The sequence below is a fragment of the Lactococcus taiwanensis genome, assembly GCF_014905395.1.
GTDB classification, from domain to species: Bacteria; Bacillota; Bacilli; order Lactobacillales; family Streptococcaceae; genus Lactococcus; species Lactococcus taiwanensis.
This window is the reverse complement of the sequence record NZ_BNDT01000002.1, coordinates 246,919-262,903: the sequence shown is the minus strand read 5'-3', so window position 1 is coordinate 262,903 and position 15,985 is coordinate 246,919. Positions and strand designations below refer to the sequence as shown.

Genomic DNA, 15,985 nt, shown 5'->3' with positions numbered 1-15,985 from the left:
TGAAAATCTCCTTAAAGTGGAGTATAATATTTCTTAAGGAGTATCTTATAAATGACTACAAAAGAAAACAAAACACCCACACGTGGGCTTAAAAATCGTCATATACAACTCATTGCAATTGCGGGAACAATAGGAACAGGTCTGTTCCTTGGAGCGGGAAAATCCATCCATCTTACTGGACCTTCTATTATTTTTGTTTATCTAGTCATCGGCGCATTGATGTTTGTGCTTCTACGTGCTATTGGTGAGATGTTATATCAAGACCCGAATCAACATTCTTTTTTAAATTTCGTTTCCCGTTATTTAGGGACCAAACCTGGTTACTTTATCCAATGGTCGTACCTCCTCGTTGTTGTCTTTGTAGCAATGGCTGAACTTACTGCGATCGGTACTTATATGCATTTTTGGCTCCCCGGTATCCCCGTCTGGATTACCGAAGTGGTAGTATTAGCCTTATTGACTGGTTTGAACACCCTCAACTCAAGATTTTTTGGGGAGGCAGAATTTTGGTTTGGGATGATCAAAATCGTAGCGATTATTGGTTTGATATTAACCGCCATCATTTTAATGTTCAGCCATTACCACACTGGAGCAGACACTGTAAGTTTGCGAAATATTTCAGATGGCTTCCAGTTTTTTCCGAATGGTCTATCTAAATTTTTTGAAAGCTTTCAAATGGTCATGTTTGCTTTCGTAGCAATGGAATTTATCGGAATGACTGCTGCAGAAACTGAAAATCCTAGAACTACTTTAAAGAAGGCGATTAATCAAATCCCAATTCGGATTGTTTTATTTTATATAGGGGCTTTGTTAGCAATTATGAGTATCTATCGGTGGCAAGAAATCCCAGCGGACCAGTCACCCTTTGTTATGATTTTCCAATTAATAGGGATTAAATGGGCAGCAGCTCTAATTAATTTTGTGGTGCTCACCTCCGCAGCATCAGCTTTAAATTCAGCTCTCTTTTCTACAACACGAAATTTATATTCTTTATCTAAAATAAATGGAGATAAAATTTTGAAGCCTTTTACTAAGTTTTCAAAATCTGGCATTCCTCTCAATGCACTGCTTTGCACCGCTATATTGATTTTATTAACGCCGTTCATTTCGATGATACCTGCAATCTCTAATGCTTTTGTTTTTATCACAAGTGTAGCCACAAATCTCTTCTTAGTTGTTTATTTAATGACCCTACTTGCTTATTTGAAATATCGGAAATCGAGTGATTTCGATCCAGAAGGATTCGTTCTTCCGGGTGCATCTTTCTTTGTACCTATAGCAATAGGAGGCTTTATTTTAATTTTCATCTCTCTCTTTTTCTTCAAAGATACTGTTGTTCCAGCAATTGGTTCAGTTATTTGGATTGTAATTTTTGGCTTAATAACCTTCTTTAGAAAAACAAAAACAGCTGAATAAACAGCTGTTTTTTAGTCTTCAAGTTCTAGTTCAATTTCTTCTGATTCTGCTGAATCAGTCTTTTTAGCTTTAGAGGTTTTCGTTTTAGCAGTTGTCCCATCGTTCGTCTCCTCTACACCCTCTGTATCGCCTAAGAGACCATGTGTAGAACGAATTTTGTGGTCGATTTCATCAAAAATTTCTTGATGTTCCTTGAGGAATGCTTTAGCTTTTTCAGCTCCTTGACCAATTTTCTCATCGTTGTAAGCAAACCAAGCCCCTGATTTCTTGATAATCCCCTCATCGACAGCAATTTTTAGTAATTCACCTGTTTTTGAGATTCCTTCACCAAACATAATATCAACTAATGCGACTTTGAATGGTGGAGCGACTTTATTTTTTACAACTTTGATTTTTGTTTCTTTACCCACTTGAGTCTTATTATCGCCAGACCCTTCTTCAATCTTTGTTGATCCACGAACATCAAGACGTACAGATGCATAGAATTTCAACGCACGACCACCAGGTGTTGTTTCTGGCGAACCAAACATAACCCCAACTTTTTCACGCAATTGGTTGATGAAAATTGCTGTTGTTTTTGTTTTATTAATATGTCCTGCAAGTTTACGCATGGCTTGTGACATCATACGAGCTTGAAGCCCAACTGAACTGTCACCAATTTCACCGTCAATTTCGGCTTTAGGTACCAAAGCTGCAACTGAGTCAATAACAACCAAGTCAACTGCACCAGATGTAATCAATTTTTCAGCAATCTGAAGCCCTTGTTCACCATAGTCTGGTTGTGAAAGTAAAAGTTCATCGATATTGACACCGAGCGCTTTTGCATATTCTGGGTCAAGCGCATTTTCAGCATCGATAAAGGCTGCAATGCCACCTTCTTTTTGAACCGCTGCAACGGCATGAAGCGCAACTGTTGTTTTACCAGAAGATTCTGGTCCATAGATTTCAACGATACGTCCTTTAGGATAACCACCTGCACCAAGCGCAATATCAAGTGCAAGTGAGCCTGAACTTACTACTGACACTTTTTGGTTGGCTGCTTCGCCAAGACGCATAAGTGAACCTTTCCCAAAGTCTTTTTCAATCAGAGCAAGTGCATCTGCCAAAGCTTTGTCACGCTCAGCGCCATATTTTTTGGTAATATCATCAAAATTTGTTTTTTTCTTTGTTGCCAAATTTTATCTCCGTTATTCTTTATTATGGTTTAATTATAGCATTTTTCGAGACTTTTTATAAGCCCTCTATACTTCATCTATACGTTTTTATCTTACATTTGTCACTTTTAATTTAATTTTTAAAATTCTTGATTCAAGGGTAATTCGCGTTCAAAAGTTAGACGAACTGATCAAGCTGTCAGCCAATTTTTATTTGACAAGTTGGGCAAAAATGGGTACCCCGACCTCCAACTTTAATTTTTTGAATTTTTGTTCCGCACCGAGAACAAGGAGTTTCTGCTTTTCCGTAGACTTGCAATTCATCTTGCATTTTCCCAGTTGTGCCTAGGGCACTATAAGTTCGAATGCTCGATCCACCTAAGCGAACAGCTTTTTGTAATAGCTCTATGATTGCGTCGTGTAACTCATGCACGGCTCTGTCATCAAGTAGATTTGCTCGTGTTTCGGGATGGATTTTAGAATACCAAAGGGCCTCATCAACATAAATATTTCCCAAACCTGTGACAAGGCTTTGTTCCAATAGATAAGGTTTTATCTTTTTCGTCGATTTTCTTAATTTTCCTCTGAATATCTCTTCATCGAATGCTTCATAAGTAGGCTCTGGACCAATTTTCTTTTGAAGAAAGTAGCTGACCAATTGGTCAGTAAGTATAAGCTCCCAAGTTCCAAACTTACGAACGTCAGAGTAGATCAACTGCTTATCATCAAATTTAATTGACAAATGGTCATGTTTTCTCAAGGGCTCATCAAGCACCGCAAGACGATATTTCCCCTCCATTCTCAGATGTGAAATTAAGCGCCAGTGCTCTCCGATTTCAAAGATTAAATACTTGCCACGTCGTGAAATTCCTGTAATTGTTTGCCCTTGCAAGGTTTTTTGAAGTTGTTCAAATCCCGTTAAAACCATCCGGGGATACGTCGCCTCAATCCCTCGAATAGGTAGACCAACTACTTCTTTCTCCAGTCCTCGTCTGACTGTTTCAACTTCTGGTAATTCTGGCATAGTCACCTCCCTCCTCGAAAACTACTGACTAGTCTGTCAGTAAAAAAACGGCAAAACCAGCACCGCTCCTCCTTTAAAACATCTCTTATCCTTCTTTTTCTCTCTATGAATTGAGAACGATAATACCTCAATTTTAAAGGTCCCCTTTTTTAGGGGCCAGTGACTATTTTACCATTTCTTAAACAATTTTTTGTCTTTTGACTTTTGAAAATTACTTTCCAGAATCACCATAATTTGATAAGACGCGAGCTGATGGATCAGTAACTCCTGCCCCAACCCAATCGCGATTTGGCATCCAAAAATCAAGAATCCAATCTTCATATCCTGGATAAAATTCTTCAAAAATCTCACGATACATTAATGATTCTTTGGTAAATGGTGTATGTTTTGGATACTTTTCACTGGCTTTTGCTAAATCTTCATCAGAATATTTTTCGTCAGCAAATTCTTTTAAATAGTCAACCATTGAGTGACCAACAGCGTCAGAAAAAGCAGCTTTTTCTCTGAATAAAATCTCATCTGGCAATAGTTCAGTGCCTTCAAAAGCATGACGCAAAAGATATTTCCCTTTGCCATAAGTATTCAATTTTCTGCTGGGATTAATAGACATGACATAGGCCGCAAAATCCAAATCAGCAAAAGGAACACGCGCTTCAAGAGCATGAGCCGCTAAACAGCGGTCAGCCCGCAGGACGTCATACATATAAAGTTCATGCACTCGTTTTTGGGCTTCTTTTTGAAAGGCACCAGCTGATGGAGCAAAATCAGTATATTTATAACCAAACATTTCATCAGAAACTTCACCAGTCATCAAAACTTTCAGTTCTGTATTCTCATGAATATATTTACAGATTAAATACATGCCAATAGAAGCCCGAATAGTTGTGATATCCCATGTTTCTAAGTGCCAAATCACTTCACGGACTGATGAAAGGACATCTTCTTTTGTCATCAGAATTTCGGTATGGTCAGTTCGTAAGAAATCTGCCACTTCACGAGCATATTTCAAATCAATCGGATCGGTTTCCATTCCAATAGCAAAGGTTTTGATTGGACTTTCTAATTCCTTAGCTGCAATCGCACAAACCAATGATGAATCTAACCCCCCTGACAAGAGATAGCCCATTGGAGCATCTGCATGAAGACGTTTTTTGACTGCACGTTCCAATTTGCGACGAATATGTCCTGAAATTTCAGCCAAAGGTTCTTCAACAATTGTTGAAACCTCAGCAATGTCATTAAAAACATGAAATTCACCATTGGCATAGTAGTAACCTGGAGGAAATGGTGTCACATCATTACATGTTGAAATTAGTGCTTTGGCTTCGGATGAAAACGAAATTTTGCCAGTTACTTTATTATAACCATAAAAAAGTGGACGAATCCCAAATGGGTCACGAGCGGCAAAAATTTCAGCAGTGTTTTCATCAACCAAGACAAAAGCAAATTCAGCATCAAGCATTTTTACCATTATTTCGATTCCAGTAGTTTCAAAAAGTGGTAAAAGAACCTCACAGTCAGAATCACCAGTAAATTTATAACCTTTTGTTTCAAAGAACTTACGGAGACTTAAAAAGTTATAGATTTCACCATTACACATCACTCTTTTGCCATTCAAGCCAAAGGGCTGACGTCCCAAGTCTGATAAATCCATGATTGAAAGCCGGCAAAAACCAAAATCATTTCCCAAAGTATCACGAACATGCTGTTGGTCATCTGGTCCTCGATGCTCAATCAATTCCAAATTCCTTTTAAAGTCTTCCTCTGTTAAATCAGACAACTCCATAAATAAAAATCCGCACATAATATCCCCCAAATAATTATAATTTTCAACATTATATCACAATTGTCTGTAAATTTCATAATAAAACAAAAAATAGCGAAGCTTCGCTATTTTCATTACATATAATCATCACGATTGTAGCCAAAGTCCGCTAAATCCATTTTTCGGTCGCGCCAGTCATTTTTGATTTTAACCCAAGTTTCAAGATAAACTTTATCCCCAAGCATAATTTCAATATCTCGACGCGCCATTTTTCCGATTTTACGAATCATATCGCCGCCTTTACCAAGAATAATCCCTTTTTGGCTCTTGCGTTCAACAATAATTGTTGCCATGATATGAATCTTACCCGTTTCTTCATCACGCGTCATTTGATCAGTAGTGACCGCGATTGAATGTGGAACTTCTTCCCGAGTTAATAATAAGATTTTTTCACGAATCATTTCTGAAACAAGAAAACGCTCAGGATGGTCAGTGATTTGATCTTCTGGGAAATATTGAGGACCCTCGTCCAATTTTTCAGAGAGCGTATCAATTAATCTTTCTGTATTATTCCCTTGTTTAGCTGAGATGGGAACCACTTCAGAAAACTCCATTTGTGAAGTATAATCGGCCACAATTTCAAAAAGACGGTCAGGATGAATTTTATCAATTTTATTGACGACCAAAATGACAGGAACTTCTGCCTTTTTCAAGCGCTCAATAATCATATTTTCACCGGTTGAACGTGGTTCATCAGCCGCAACCATGAACAAAACGACATCACATTCACGTAAAGTCGAATAAGCAGATTGAACCATGAAATCGCCTAAAGCATTGTGTGGTTTGTGAATACCCGGCGTATCAATGAAAACAATTTGTTCATTTTCTGTAGTATAAATGCCTTGAATTTTATTTCTTGTTGTTTGAGGTTTATCTGACATGATGGCAATTTTTTGTCCCATCACGTGGTTCATAAATGTTGATTTTCCAACATTTGGACGACCTAAAATCGCCACAAATCCTGATTTAAATTTGTTATTTGTCATAGCGCTATTATAGCATAAAATCAGTTATTTTAAAGTAACATTCTCAAAGAAGAGCGAGGAAGGTTTACTGATGGACCGGTCAGCAATCTGAAGTTAAAAAATTCACTGACAGCTTGGTCAGTGAATTTTTATTAGTCTTATTTATCGCCACGGCTACGCATTACGAAGCCAGCTGATTTTTCAGTTCCTGTGGTACGCTTACGAGGAGTTTTTTCTCCTTGTTTACGATCGTCAAAACGACGGTCATCACGTTTTCCACGGTAACCTCCACGGTTATCATCACGGTCTTTCCAGTTGCGTTTGCGATCTCCACCGCGTTCGCCATCTTTACCATCACGATTGCCACGGTAGCCGCCACGGTTTCCATCACGGTCGCCATTTCCACGACCTTTATAGCGTCCGCCGCCACCTTTACCTTTTTTCTTGAAGCCTTTTCCTTCACCATTAAATGGCAATGGACGTTCAGCTGTAATCTTAACTTCTTCTTGATTATCAGGGTCTTTTACGCGACCTTGAAGAAGTAAAGCAACCAATTCCTTAGCATCAAATTTTTCAAGTAGGCTCGCTGCTTGTTTGTCAAATTTAGCCAATTTTGCTTTAGCTGAGTCATCAGACAAATCACGAAGCACATCATCCATAGCTACTGAAAGTGAAGCTTCATAAGCTTCTTCTTTTGTAGGTGGTTTCAAGCCTTTCATTGGTTTGTTTGTCAATTTTTCAATGGCACGAAGGTAACCCATTTCGTTGTATGAAACAAATGTTACTGAACGTCCTGATTTACCAGCACGACCGGTACGACCGATACGGTGAACATAGCTTTCTTGGTCTTGAGTAATGTCGTAGTTATAAACGTGAGTAACTCCTGACACGTCGAGTCCACGAGCAGCAACGTCAGTTGCAACCAAAACGTCAATATGTCCTGCTTTGAAATCACGCAATACGGCCAAACGTTTATTTTGGTCTAAATCACCGTGCATTCCTTCAGCACGGTAACCGCGCAATTTAAGCCCACGAATCAATTCGTCAACACGGCGTTTTGTACGACCGAAAACAATTGCAAGTTCTGGACGTTCCACATCAAGCAAACGAGTCAAAACATCAAATTTTTCAAATTCTTTTGTTTTCACATAATATTGATCAATACGGTCAGCCGTCATTTCTTTGGCTGCAATTTTGATGTGTTCAGGATTTTTCATGAATTTCACACCAATTTTTTTGATGTCGGCAGGCATTGTTGCAGAAAAGAGCAATGTTTGACGATTTTCTGGTGTTTTTTCAATGATGAAATGGATGTCTTCCAAAAATCCCATGTTCAACATTTCATCTGCTTCATCAAGAATTAAAGTTTCAAGTTGATCCAATTTAATTGCTTTACGTTTAATCAAGTCAACCAAACGTCCTGGTGTTCCCACAACAATATGTGCACCAGCTTTAAGGCCTTTAATTTGTTTTTCAATACTTGAACCACCAAAGACAGTACGAACTTTAAGTCCTTTTGATTTACCAAAACGGAAAAGTTCTTCTTGTCCTTGAACCGCAAGTTCACGGGTTGGCGCAATAACAAGTGCTTGAATCGCTGGATTAGAAGCATCAATTTTTTCAATTGTTGGAAGACCAAATGCCGCTGTTTTACCAGTTCCTGTTTGCGCTTGACCTAGAACGTCACGCCCTTCAAGTGCAAGTTTTATTGTTTGTTCTTGGATTGGTGTTGGTTGCTCATAACCAATCTCTGTAAGTGTATTTACGATTCCTTCTGACAGGCCGAGTTCACTAAATTTCATTTTTTACCTATATTTCTACTGCGTGTTCCCACGCCAAAATTTTTATTACAGGGTACGAAACCCTTGCTACAGGCGAAATTTATGTGACTCGCCTGACGTAACTTACCTATTATAGCACACTTTTTTCGCTGAAAATGCTTACGCCATTTATTTTTTTAAATTATTTTTCATTAAAAAGTTACTGACAGCTCTGTCAGTAACTTCTTAACATGTATTTTAAAAGTTAAAAGCAGTCTTAAACGCTCTTTAAATCTTACACCGAAAACTGTTCTAGCAATTCCACATCAGGATATTTATCTTGGAACCAGCGCATGGCAAACTCATTTTCAAACAAGAATAAAGGGTGGTCAAAACGATCTCGTGCCAAAATATTACGTGAACTAGACATCTTTTCGTCCAAATCTTCTTCTTTAATCCAACGTACTGTTTTTGACCCCATTGGTGTCATGATAGTTTCAGAATTATATTCGCGTTCCATTCGGTCTTTAAAGACTTCAAATTGAAGTTGCCCAACCGCGCCAAGCATGATATCACCAGTTGTATAAGATTTGTAAAGCTGAATGGCTCCTTCTTGTACCAATTGGTCAATGCCTTTTTGAAAAGATTTTTGTTTCATCACATTTTTGGCTTGAACACGCATGAACAATTCAGGAGTAAATGTTGGCAATGGCTCAAAAGCTTTTTTCAATTTACCTGTGGTTAAGGTATCCCCAACCTGATAAGTTCCAGTATCATAAACCCCAATAATATCACCAGCTACAGCATTCTCAACATTTTCTCGCGATTCAGCCATAAATTGTGTGACATTTGAGAGTTTCACTTTCTTACCCGTCCGAACAAGATTAACATCCATTCCTCGTTCAAATTCACCAGATACAATCCGAACAAATGCAATTCGGTCACGGTGACGTGGGTCCATATTGGCTTGGATTTTGAAAATAAAACCAGAAAAATCAGGATTTAAAGGTTCAATTTCTTCTTCGTCCACCGTTTTGTGTGAATGAGGTTCTGGTGCATATTCTAAAAATGTTTCAAGGAAAGTTTCTACCCCAAAACTCGTTAAAGCCGAACCAAAGAAAACTGGTGTCAATTGCCCTGCAACAACTTCTTCCTCAGAAAATTGATTCCCTGCATCCAAAAGTAATTCAGCATCTTCTAAAGCTTGAGTAAAGAATGGATTTTTTGTCAAAGGATGACTAGCCGGCACTTCCCCATTTTCATCAAATTCAACAAAACGTTTGCCATCCTCAGGTTGATAAACTTCCACACGACCATGCGTAAAATCATAAAGACCTTGAAAATTTTTCCCCATTCCGATTGGCCAATTCATTGGTACACTCGCAATTCCAAGAATTTCTTCCAATTCAGAAAGTAAATCAAGCGGTTCACGTCCATCACGGTCAAGTTTATTAATGAAAGTGAAAACCGGAATCCCTCTGCGTTTTACAACTTGGAAAAGTTTTTTCGTTTGTGCTTCAATCCCTTTAGCACTGTCGATAACCATGACCGCAGCATCAACTGCCATCAATGTTCGGTAAGTATCTTCTGAGAAATCTTCGTGCCCAGGCGTGTCCAAGATATTAACACGTTTGCCCGCATAATCAAATTGCATGACAGAACTTGTTACAGAAATTCCACGTTCTTTTTCAATATCCATCCAGTCTGACTTAGCAAAATTACCCGTTTTACGAGCTTTTACAGTCCCCGCTTCCCGAATGGCTCCCCCAAATTTCAATAATTGTTCTGTAATCGTCGTTTTACCAGCATCCGGGTGACTGATGATGGCAAAAGTCCGGCGTTTTTTTATTTCTTCTTGTAAAGTCATTTATACTCTCTTTTTCTTTAATTATTCATTTATATTTTTAATTTATTTTACATTGGTTAAGCCTCAAAAAAATAGTTCTTTTAATTATATCAAAATTTGTCCTGATTTTATAGTTGATTTTTATAAATCTTACCAACAAACTAAAGCGTTAAAAAATTTATCCGATGGGTAATTAAACAAAAGAAAAAACAATCAGCAAAACTAATTGTTTTATCATTAAATTTTTTATTTATACAGTAGCGTTTTTCTTGTAAATTTCTGCCTCTGCTTCTGTTGAGAAAACAAAATGTCCTGGGGTAATTTCCCGCATTTCACGTTCTTGTCCATCCAATTCAGCCGTTGGGTCATAAACAATTGGAGTACGTTCCCGCTCAGAAATAGGGTCTGGTGACGGAATTGAACTCAACAAACTCTTAGTATAAGGATGAATTGGATGATTGTAAACTTGCTCAGAAGTTCCAACTTCCAAAATTTTACCCCAGTGCATGACTCCAATTCGGTCAGAAATATATTTAACCATCGATAAATCATGAGCAATAAACAAGTAAGTCAAATTTTCTTTTGCTTGAATATCTCTCATCAAATTAACAACCTGAGCTTGAATTGAAACATCAAGCGCAGAAATAGGTTCATCAGCTACGACAAATTTAGGTTTTACGGCAAGTGCACGCGCAATCCCAATCCGTTGACGTTGTCCGCCAGAAAACTCATGAGGATAACGCGTCAAATGGTCATCATTCAACCCAACTAAACGTAAGAGTTCCAATACACGAGCATCACGTTCAGCCTTAGTTTTTACCAAACCATTGGCATCAAGTCCTTCAGCGACGATATCTTTGACGCGCATTCGTCCATTAAGCGAAGCCTGAGGATCTTGGAAAATCATTTGTGCTTCTGAACGGTAATCACGCAAATCTGATCCTTTTAAATTACGAACATCTTTACCTTCAAAGAGAATTTCTCCACCAGTAATGAAATTATCATAAAGTTTAAGAATTGCTCGACCAATTGTTGTCTTACCCGAACCCGATTCACCAACCAATCCAAACGTTTCTCCCTCATAAATATCCAGAGAAACGTTGTTAATGGCCTTGTTTGCACCTTTTTTGCCTTTATTAAAAGTCAAATCAAGGTCCTTCAATTCAATTACTTTTTTACGTTCAGGCATCAATTTCCCCTTTCAATTCTTCCCAGCGTTTCCAGCGTGCTAAGATATTATCAGAAGGCGTCACCTTCGGTGCTCGTGGGTCTAAAAGCCAAGTTTTGGCAAAATGAGTGGGAGAAACTTCAAAATAAGGAGGTTCTTCCTCAAAGTCTACCGCTAAGGCAAATTTATTACGTGCTGCAAAAGCATCGCCTTTGGGCGGGTTTAACAAATCTGGTGGAGTACCTGGAATAGAAACCAAGCGATCTACCGAAGAATCAACCGTCGGCATAGAATCCAGAAGTCCCCAAGTATAAGGATGTTGGGGATTATAGAAAATTTCTTCAACTGTCCCATATTCTACAATTTCTCCTGCGTACATCACGGCTACTTTGTGTGCAAATCCAGCAACTACACCAAGGTCGTGGGTAATGAAGACAATTGATGAATTAATTCTTTCTTGCAATTCGGCCATCATATGCATAATTTGCGCTTGAATGGTTACATCTAAGGCTGTTGTTGGTTCATCTGCAATTAAAACTTCAGGGTCAGCCGCAAGAGCGATTGCAATTACCGCACGCTGGCGCATCCCCCCTGACCATTGGTGAGGGTAATCATTAATATGCTGCTCAGCATCAGGGATACCCACTTGTTGCATCAATTCTAAGGCACGCTTCATTGCTGCAGCTTTGCTCATGCCTTTATTATGTTTTAACATTGGCTCAGCAATTTGTTTGCCAATACGCATGGTAGGGTCCAATGAAGTCATCGGATCCTGAAAAATCATTGAAATTTCATTTCCACGAATTTTTTGCCATTCTTCTTCCTTTAAATCCAGCAAGTTCCGCCCCTTGAAGAGCAACTCTCCCTCTGGAATTTCTGCATTCTTTGCATTTAGGCCCATCAATGTTTTTGTCGTTACTGATTTTCCAGAGCCTGATTCGCCAACAATTGCTAGCGTCTGCCCTTTTTCTAAATCAAAAGAAACATTTCGGATTGCTTTTACATCTCCAGCGTAAGTGTGGAAATTGACATGCAAATTTTTTACTTCTAATACTTTTTCTTCTGTCATTTTTAGTCCTCACTTGCTCTAGGGTCAAAGGCATCACGTAAACCGTCACCAAAGAAAATGAAAGTTAACGATAATACAGACAATACTATGGCTGGGATAATCAGCTGGAAGGGATAAAATTGTAAGCTTGCAATCCCATCATTAATCAATGTACCAAGAGAAGATGTCGGAGGTTTAACCCCTAGATTAATTGCAGATAAAACTGCTTCATACATGATCATACTTGGAATATCAAACATGATTTGAACCACAATGACTCCAGAAACATTTGGCAACAAATGTTTTGTAGCGATTTTCCAAGTAGATTGTCCTAAAGTTTTTGAGGCCAAGACGAAGTCACGCTCCTTATAGGAGAGAACCATGTTCCGTACCTGCCTGGCCATCCCGGTCCATGCAAATAGACCAATCGCAATAATAATTGATGAAATCCCTTGTCCTAAGAGTAGGGCAAGCATTGTTACCACAACTAAGTTAGGTACAGATTGGATGATTTCAATAATCCGTTGCATGACCATATCGACTTTTCCGCCCATCCAGCCGGAAATAATCCCATAGGTCACCCCAATTACTAGGTCAATCAGTGCTGCAGCAAGAGCAATAATCAACGATATGCGCAAACCAACAATTGTCCGTTTAGCTAAGGAACGCCCATATTTGTCAGTCCCAAAGACATAACTCTTACCTTTTTCTACCCCTTGTTCTTGATAAACATCAGAACGGGTGGTTGAACCTGGAGCTTTAAATTCACCATTCCAAAAAGGCAAATCGCCAGAAAGTTTGGGTGGTAGATTTCCATAAACTTGCGATTTATTTGGATCAAAATAGTTCGCTTTGGATTGAGGCACAACCACAGCTGAAATGACCGAAAATACAAGAGTGATAGCAATAATCCACATTGCCACTAAAGCAACTTTATTTTTCTTAAAACGACGCCAAGCATCTTGAAAGAAACTCAAAGCTGGTTTTGCAATTTTTTCTGTTGAATCTGAACCCTTTGAACCAACAAGGGTGAAGTCTTTATTTACATTTTCCATTTTCTTCAAACCCTTTCTAGAGACGTACTCGTGGATCTACAATGGCTGTGAGAATATCCGTAACTAAGATAAACACCATTAAGATAACCGCATAAACAATAGTAGTTGCCATGATGACTGGGAAATCTTTGGCTGGGATTGAATCTACAAACTGAGATCCAATTCCAGGGATTGAAAAGATTTTTTCAATCAAAACTGAACCTGTCAATAGGTTCGCTGCCATAGGGCCAATCAAAGTCAACATAGGGATTAAAGAATTACGTAAAGCGTGTTTGTTAACTACCTCTTTCTCAGATAGTCCTTTGGCACGCGCCAACAAAATGTAATCTGAGGAGAGTGATTCAATCATTTCTGAGCGTACAAAACGCGTTACAACGGCCATTGGGGCAAAGGAAAGTGCCAAAGTAGGCATGATCGTCTGTGAAAAACTTCCCCATCCTGAAATTGGAAATAAATTCATATTAAAGCCAAAGTAAAGCAAAATTAATGTACCAATTACAAAAGAAGGAACAGAGATACCAAGCACAGAAACGAACCCGAAGATACCATCTAAAACGCCATTTTTACGACGGGCAGAAGCTTTCCCCATGAAAGCTCCCAAGATTGTACCAACAATTAAAGCCTGAACACCAAGCTGCATAGAAACAGGGAGGCGTTGAGCAATCATAGTAAGAACTGGTTGATTGGTATACACAAATGAAGTACCAAAATTTCCAGTAAACATATGACCAATATAAATGAAGTATTGTTGCCATAATGGCTTATCTAAGCCATAAGCATGTTTCAAAATTTCTAACTGATCCGGAGTCAGCTTTGGATTGGAGAACGGAGTACCCGGCATGACCTGCATCATAAAGAACGTTAACGTCACAATCAAGAACAATGTGAGAAGCAAGAGTCCCAAACGTTTAAGAATATATTTAACCATAAAAAAATTTCCTAATCTAAGCGAAAAGATAGGGTTGGCAATCTGCCAATCCTAACTTTCTTGCTCTAAATCTTTGCTATTATTTGAGATAAGCTGCTTTGAAATCATAGTTCAAACCAGTTGATCCGTATACGAGTCCTTTAAGATTAGCATCACGCAGAACTGGTGTTGTACGGAAGTAAAGTGGATTGAGATTTGATTCATTGTAGAGCGCTTCTTCAGCCGCTTTGTAGTCTGCATAGTGTTTTGCAGGGTCAAGGGCATCTGTAGTTTCAGCTGCTTTAATGGCATTATCATATGTTACATTATTAATCTTACCATTATTATTTGGCCCATCTTTAACAAACAAATCAAGGAATGTTGAAGGTTCAGCATAGTCGCCACCCCAAAGTGAGATAACCATGTCAAAGTTTCCTGTCGTAGAATCATTCAAACGTTGTTTGAATGGTACTGACTTGATATTGAGTGTCAAACCAGGAAGTTGTTTTTCCCACGCTTGTTTAAGGAAAGTTGCTGAGTCTTTAGATGCTGAAGTATCATCAGTTGTCAATGTCAATGTTACTTTAGTTGCACCGATTTCTTTCAGACCTTTTTCCCATGCTTCTTTAGCTGCTGCTGCATCATATTTATATGGTTGTGCAGCATATTCTGCGAAGTCTTCACCTGTATTTGTTTGAGCCATTCCAGCTGGAGTCAAACCTGTTGCTGGGTTCGAAGCTGGCGTTACAGTATCGACATATTGTTGACGGTCTGTCGCTAAATTGAAGGCTTCACGGATATTTTTATTTGCAAGTGCTTTATTTTTACCCGATTGGTTGTATTGTACGTAAGCTGTCGTCGCTTCTTTCAAAGAAACAACATCTTTGTTATCTTTATTTGCTTTGTAGAGGTCTGGATCACCAATACCCGTTTGAGCAATTTTGCCTTGTTTATATAAATTATAAGAGGTTTTAGGATCTTGAACCACTTGGAAGTCAATCTCTTTTGTCTTCACAGCACTCTTGTCCCAATAATCATCATTTTTCACAATTGAGAAAGTTTGGTTTGAACCGTTCCAACCTTTTGATTTTTCAAACTTGTAAGGTCCTGAGTAAACCATCTTTTCTGAAGATGTCCCATATTGTTTACCATATTTTTCAACAACTTTTTGGTTGAGTGGGTAATAAACAGAATTGGCTGTCAGGTATTCAAAGTAAGGGGTTGGTTGTGCCAATGTAACAACAAGTGTTTTGTCATCAGTTGCTTTAACACCCAAAGTTGATTTATCAGCTTTACCTGTGTTAATCTCATTAGCATTTTTCACTGCTCCAAGAAGATAACCATACTCAGATGCTGTTGCAGGATCAACTGCACGTTGCCATGAGTAAACAAAATCTTTTGCAGTAAGGGCATCCCCATTTGACCATTTCAAACCGTCACGAAGATGGAAAGTATAGGTGAGGCCATCGTCAGATACATCAACTGATTTTGCAAGTTCTGGTTGCGCCTTACCATCTTTATCTGTACGTGTCAAACCGGCATTTGTATTACCGATGATAATATTTGAATATGTATCGGTAGCCAACGATGAATCCAATGTTTGGATTGGTGATGTCAAGTTCCATTGAATATCTTTAGAAGATGATGATGAACTAGCGTTATTACTGCCACAAGCTGCAAGCACTGCGGCAGAGCCGAATGCTACTGTACCTAAGGTAACCTTTTTCCAAGTCTTCATGTCATTTCCCTCTTTCATGAATGATCTCTGACGTTTGTAATTTTTATTATTGTCAGAAAATTTATTATATTGGTATTAT

At 38.6% G+C, this 15,985-nt stretch carries 12 protein-coding genes; 1 reads left to right on the top strand and 11 read right to left on the bottom strand.

Annotation, left to right across the window (positions count from 1 at the left end):
* Positions 1–51 precede the first annotated feature (51 nt).
* Positions 52–1,416, top strand: a complete 1,365-nt coding sequence (locus JKP71_RS03555) for an amino acid permease (protein WP_075524824.1) — start codon at positions 52–54, stop codon at positions 1,414–1,416.
* An 11-nt stretch (positions 1,417–1,427) separates the two neighbouring features.
* Here JKP71_RS03555 and recA read toward each other — a convergent pair whose 3' ends face one another.
* The 11 genes from recA to JKP71_RS03500 all read right to left on the bottom strand — a co-directional run bounded on the left by recA (position 1,428) and on the right by JKP71_RS03500 (position 15,906).
* A complete protein-coding gene (recA, locus tag JKP71_RS03550; RefSeq protein WP_200407054.1) occupies positions 1,428–2,591 on the bottom strand; it encodes a recombinase RecA in 1,164 nt (387 codons plus the stop codon).
* 178 nt (positions 2,592–2,769) lie between these two features.
* Entirely contained in the window at positions 2,770–3,594 is an 825-nt protein-coding gene (gene mutM / locus JKP71_RS03545; RefSeq protein ID WP_200407053.1) for a DNA-formamidopyrimidine glycosylase, read from the bottom strand.
* A 211-nt stretch (positions 3,595–3,805) separates the two neighbouring features.
* On the bottom strand, positions 3,806–5,398 hold the full coding sequence (gene asnB / locus JKP71_RS03540) for an asparagine synthase B (RefSeq protein ID WP_200407052.1): 1,593 nt from the start codon (positions 5,396–5,398) through the stop codon (positions 3,806–3,808).
* A gap of 95 nt (positions 5,399–5,493) precedes the next feature.
* Positions 5,494–6,405, bottom strand: a complete 912-nt coding sequence (gene era / locus JKP71_RS03535; RefSeq protein WP_003131632.1) for a GTPase Era — start codon at positions 6,403–6,405, stop codon at positions 5,494–5,496.
* A 137-nt stretch (positions 6,406–6,542) separates the two neighbouring features.
* Positions 6,543–8,186 (bottom strand): degradosome RNA helicase CshA, encoded by a 1,644-nt coding sequence (cshA, locus tag JKP71_RS03530; protein ID WP_075524829.1) that lies wholly within the window; start codon positions 8,184–8,186, stop codon positions 6,543–6,545.
* Between the two features lie 253 nt (positions 8,187–8,439).
* Positions 8,440–10,011, bottom strand: coding sequence for a peptide chain release factor 3 (locus JKP71_RS03525; protein ID WP_200407051.1), 1,572 nt, complete (start codon positions 10,009–10,011; stop codon positions 8,440–8,442).
* 229 nt (positions 10,012–10,240) lie between these two features.
* A complete protein-coding gene (locus tag JKP71_RS03520) occupies positions 10,241–11,182 on the bottom strand; it encodes an ABC transporter ATP-binding protein (RefSeq protein ID WP_308430921.1) in 942 nt (313 codons plus the stop codon).
* On the bottom strand, positions 11,172–12,227 hold the full coding sequence (locus JKP71_RS03515; RefSeq protein ID WP_075524832.1) for an ABC transporter ATP-binding protein: 1,056 nt from the start codon (positions 12,225–12,227) through the stop codon (positions 11,172–11,174). The genes JKP71_RS03520 and JKP71_RS03515 overlap by 11 nt, the downstream gene beginning before the upstream one ends.
* A gap of 2 nt (positions 12,228–12,229) precedes the next feature.
* Positions 12,230–13,261: an ABC transporter permease gene (locus JKP71_RS03510; RefSeq protein ID WP_075524833.1), complete on the bottom strand. Its 1,032-nt coding sequence runs from the start codon at positions 13,259–13,261 to the stop codon at positions 12,230–12,232.
* Positions 13,262–13,277: 16 nt separating this feature from the next.
* Positions 13,278–14,189 (bottom strand): ABC transporter permease, encoded by a 912-nt coding sequence (locus tag JKP71_RS03505; RefSeq protein ID WP_075524834.1) that lies wholly within the window; start codon positions 14,187–14,189, stop codon positions 13,278–13,280.
* A gap of 79 nt (positions 14,190–14,268) precedes the next feature.
* Complete coding sequence (locus JKP71_RS03500; RefSeq protein WP_075524923.1) at positions 14,269–15,906, bottom strand: peptide ABC transporter substrate-binding protein; 1,638 nt, start codon at positions 15,904–15,906, stop codon at positions 14,269–14,271.
* Between the last annotated feature and the right edge of the window lie 79 nt (positions 15,907–15,985).

What these genes read in the sequence shown, in the direction of transcription:
- JKP71_RS03525 (WP_200407051.1), bottom strand. Translation starts at nt 10,011, where the DNA reads ATGACTTTACAAGAAGAAATAAAAAAACGCCGGACTTTTGCCATCATC.
- era (WP_003131632.1), bottom strand. Translation starts at nt 6,405, where the DNA reads ATGACAAATAACAAATTTAAATCAGGATTTGTGGCGATTTTAGGTCGT.
- mutM (WP_200407053.1), bottom strand. Translation starts at nt 3,594, where the DNA reads ATGCCAGAATTACCAGAAGTTGAAACAGTCAGACGAGGACTGGAGAAA.
- asnB (WP_200407052.1), bottom strand. Translation starts at nt 5,398, where the DNA reads ATGTGCGGATTTTTATTTATGGAGTTGTCTGATTTAACAGAGGAAGAC.
- JKP71_RS03505 (WP_075524834.1), bottom strand. Translation starts at nt 14,189, where the DNA reads ATGGTTAAATATATTCTTAAACGTTTGGGACTCTTGCTTCTCACATTG.
- JKP71_RS03515 (WP_075524832.1), bottom strand. Translation starts at nt 12,227, where the DNA reads ATGACAGAAGAAAAAGTATTAGAAGTAAAAAATTTGCATGTCAATTTC.
- JKP71_RS03510 (WP_075524833.1), bottom strand. Translation starts at nt 13,261, where the DNA reads ATGGAAAATGTAAATAAAGACTTCACCCTTGTTGGTTCAAAGGGTTCA.
- JKP71_RS03500 (WP_075524923.1), bottom strand. Translation starts at nt 15,906, where the DNA reads ATGAAGACTTGGAAAAAGGTTACCTTAGGTACAGTAGCATTCGGCTCT.
- cshA (WP_075524829.1), bottom strand. Translation starts at nt 8,186, where the DNA reads ATGAAATTTAGTGAACTCGGCCTGTCAGAAGGAATCGTAAATACACTT.
- JKP71_RS03555 (WP_075524824.1), top strand. Translation starts at nt 52, where the DNA reads ATGACTACAAAAGAAAACAAAACACCCACACGTGGGCTTAAAAATCGT.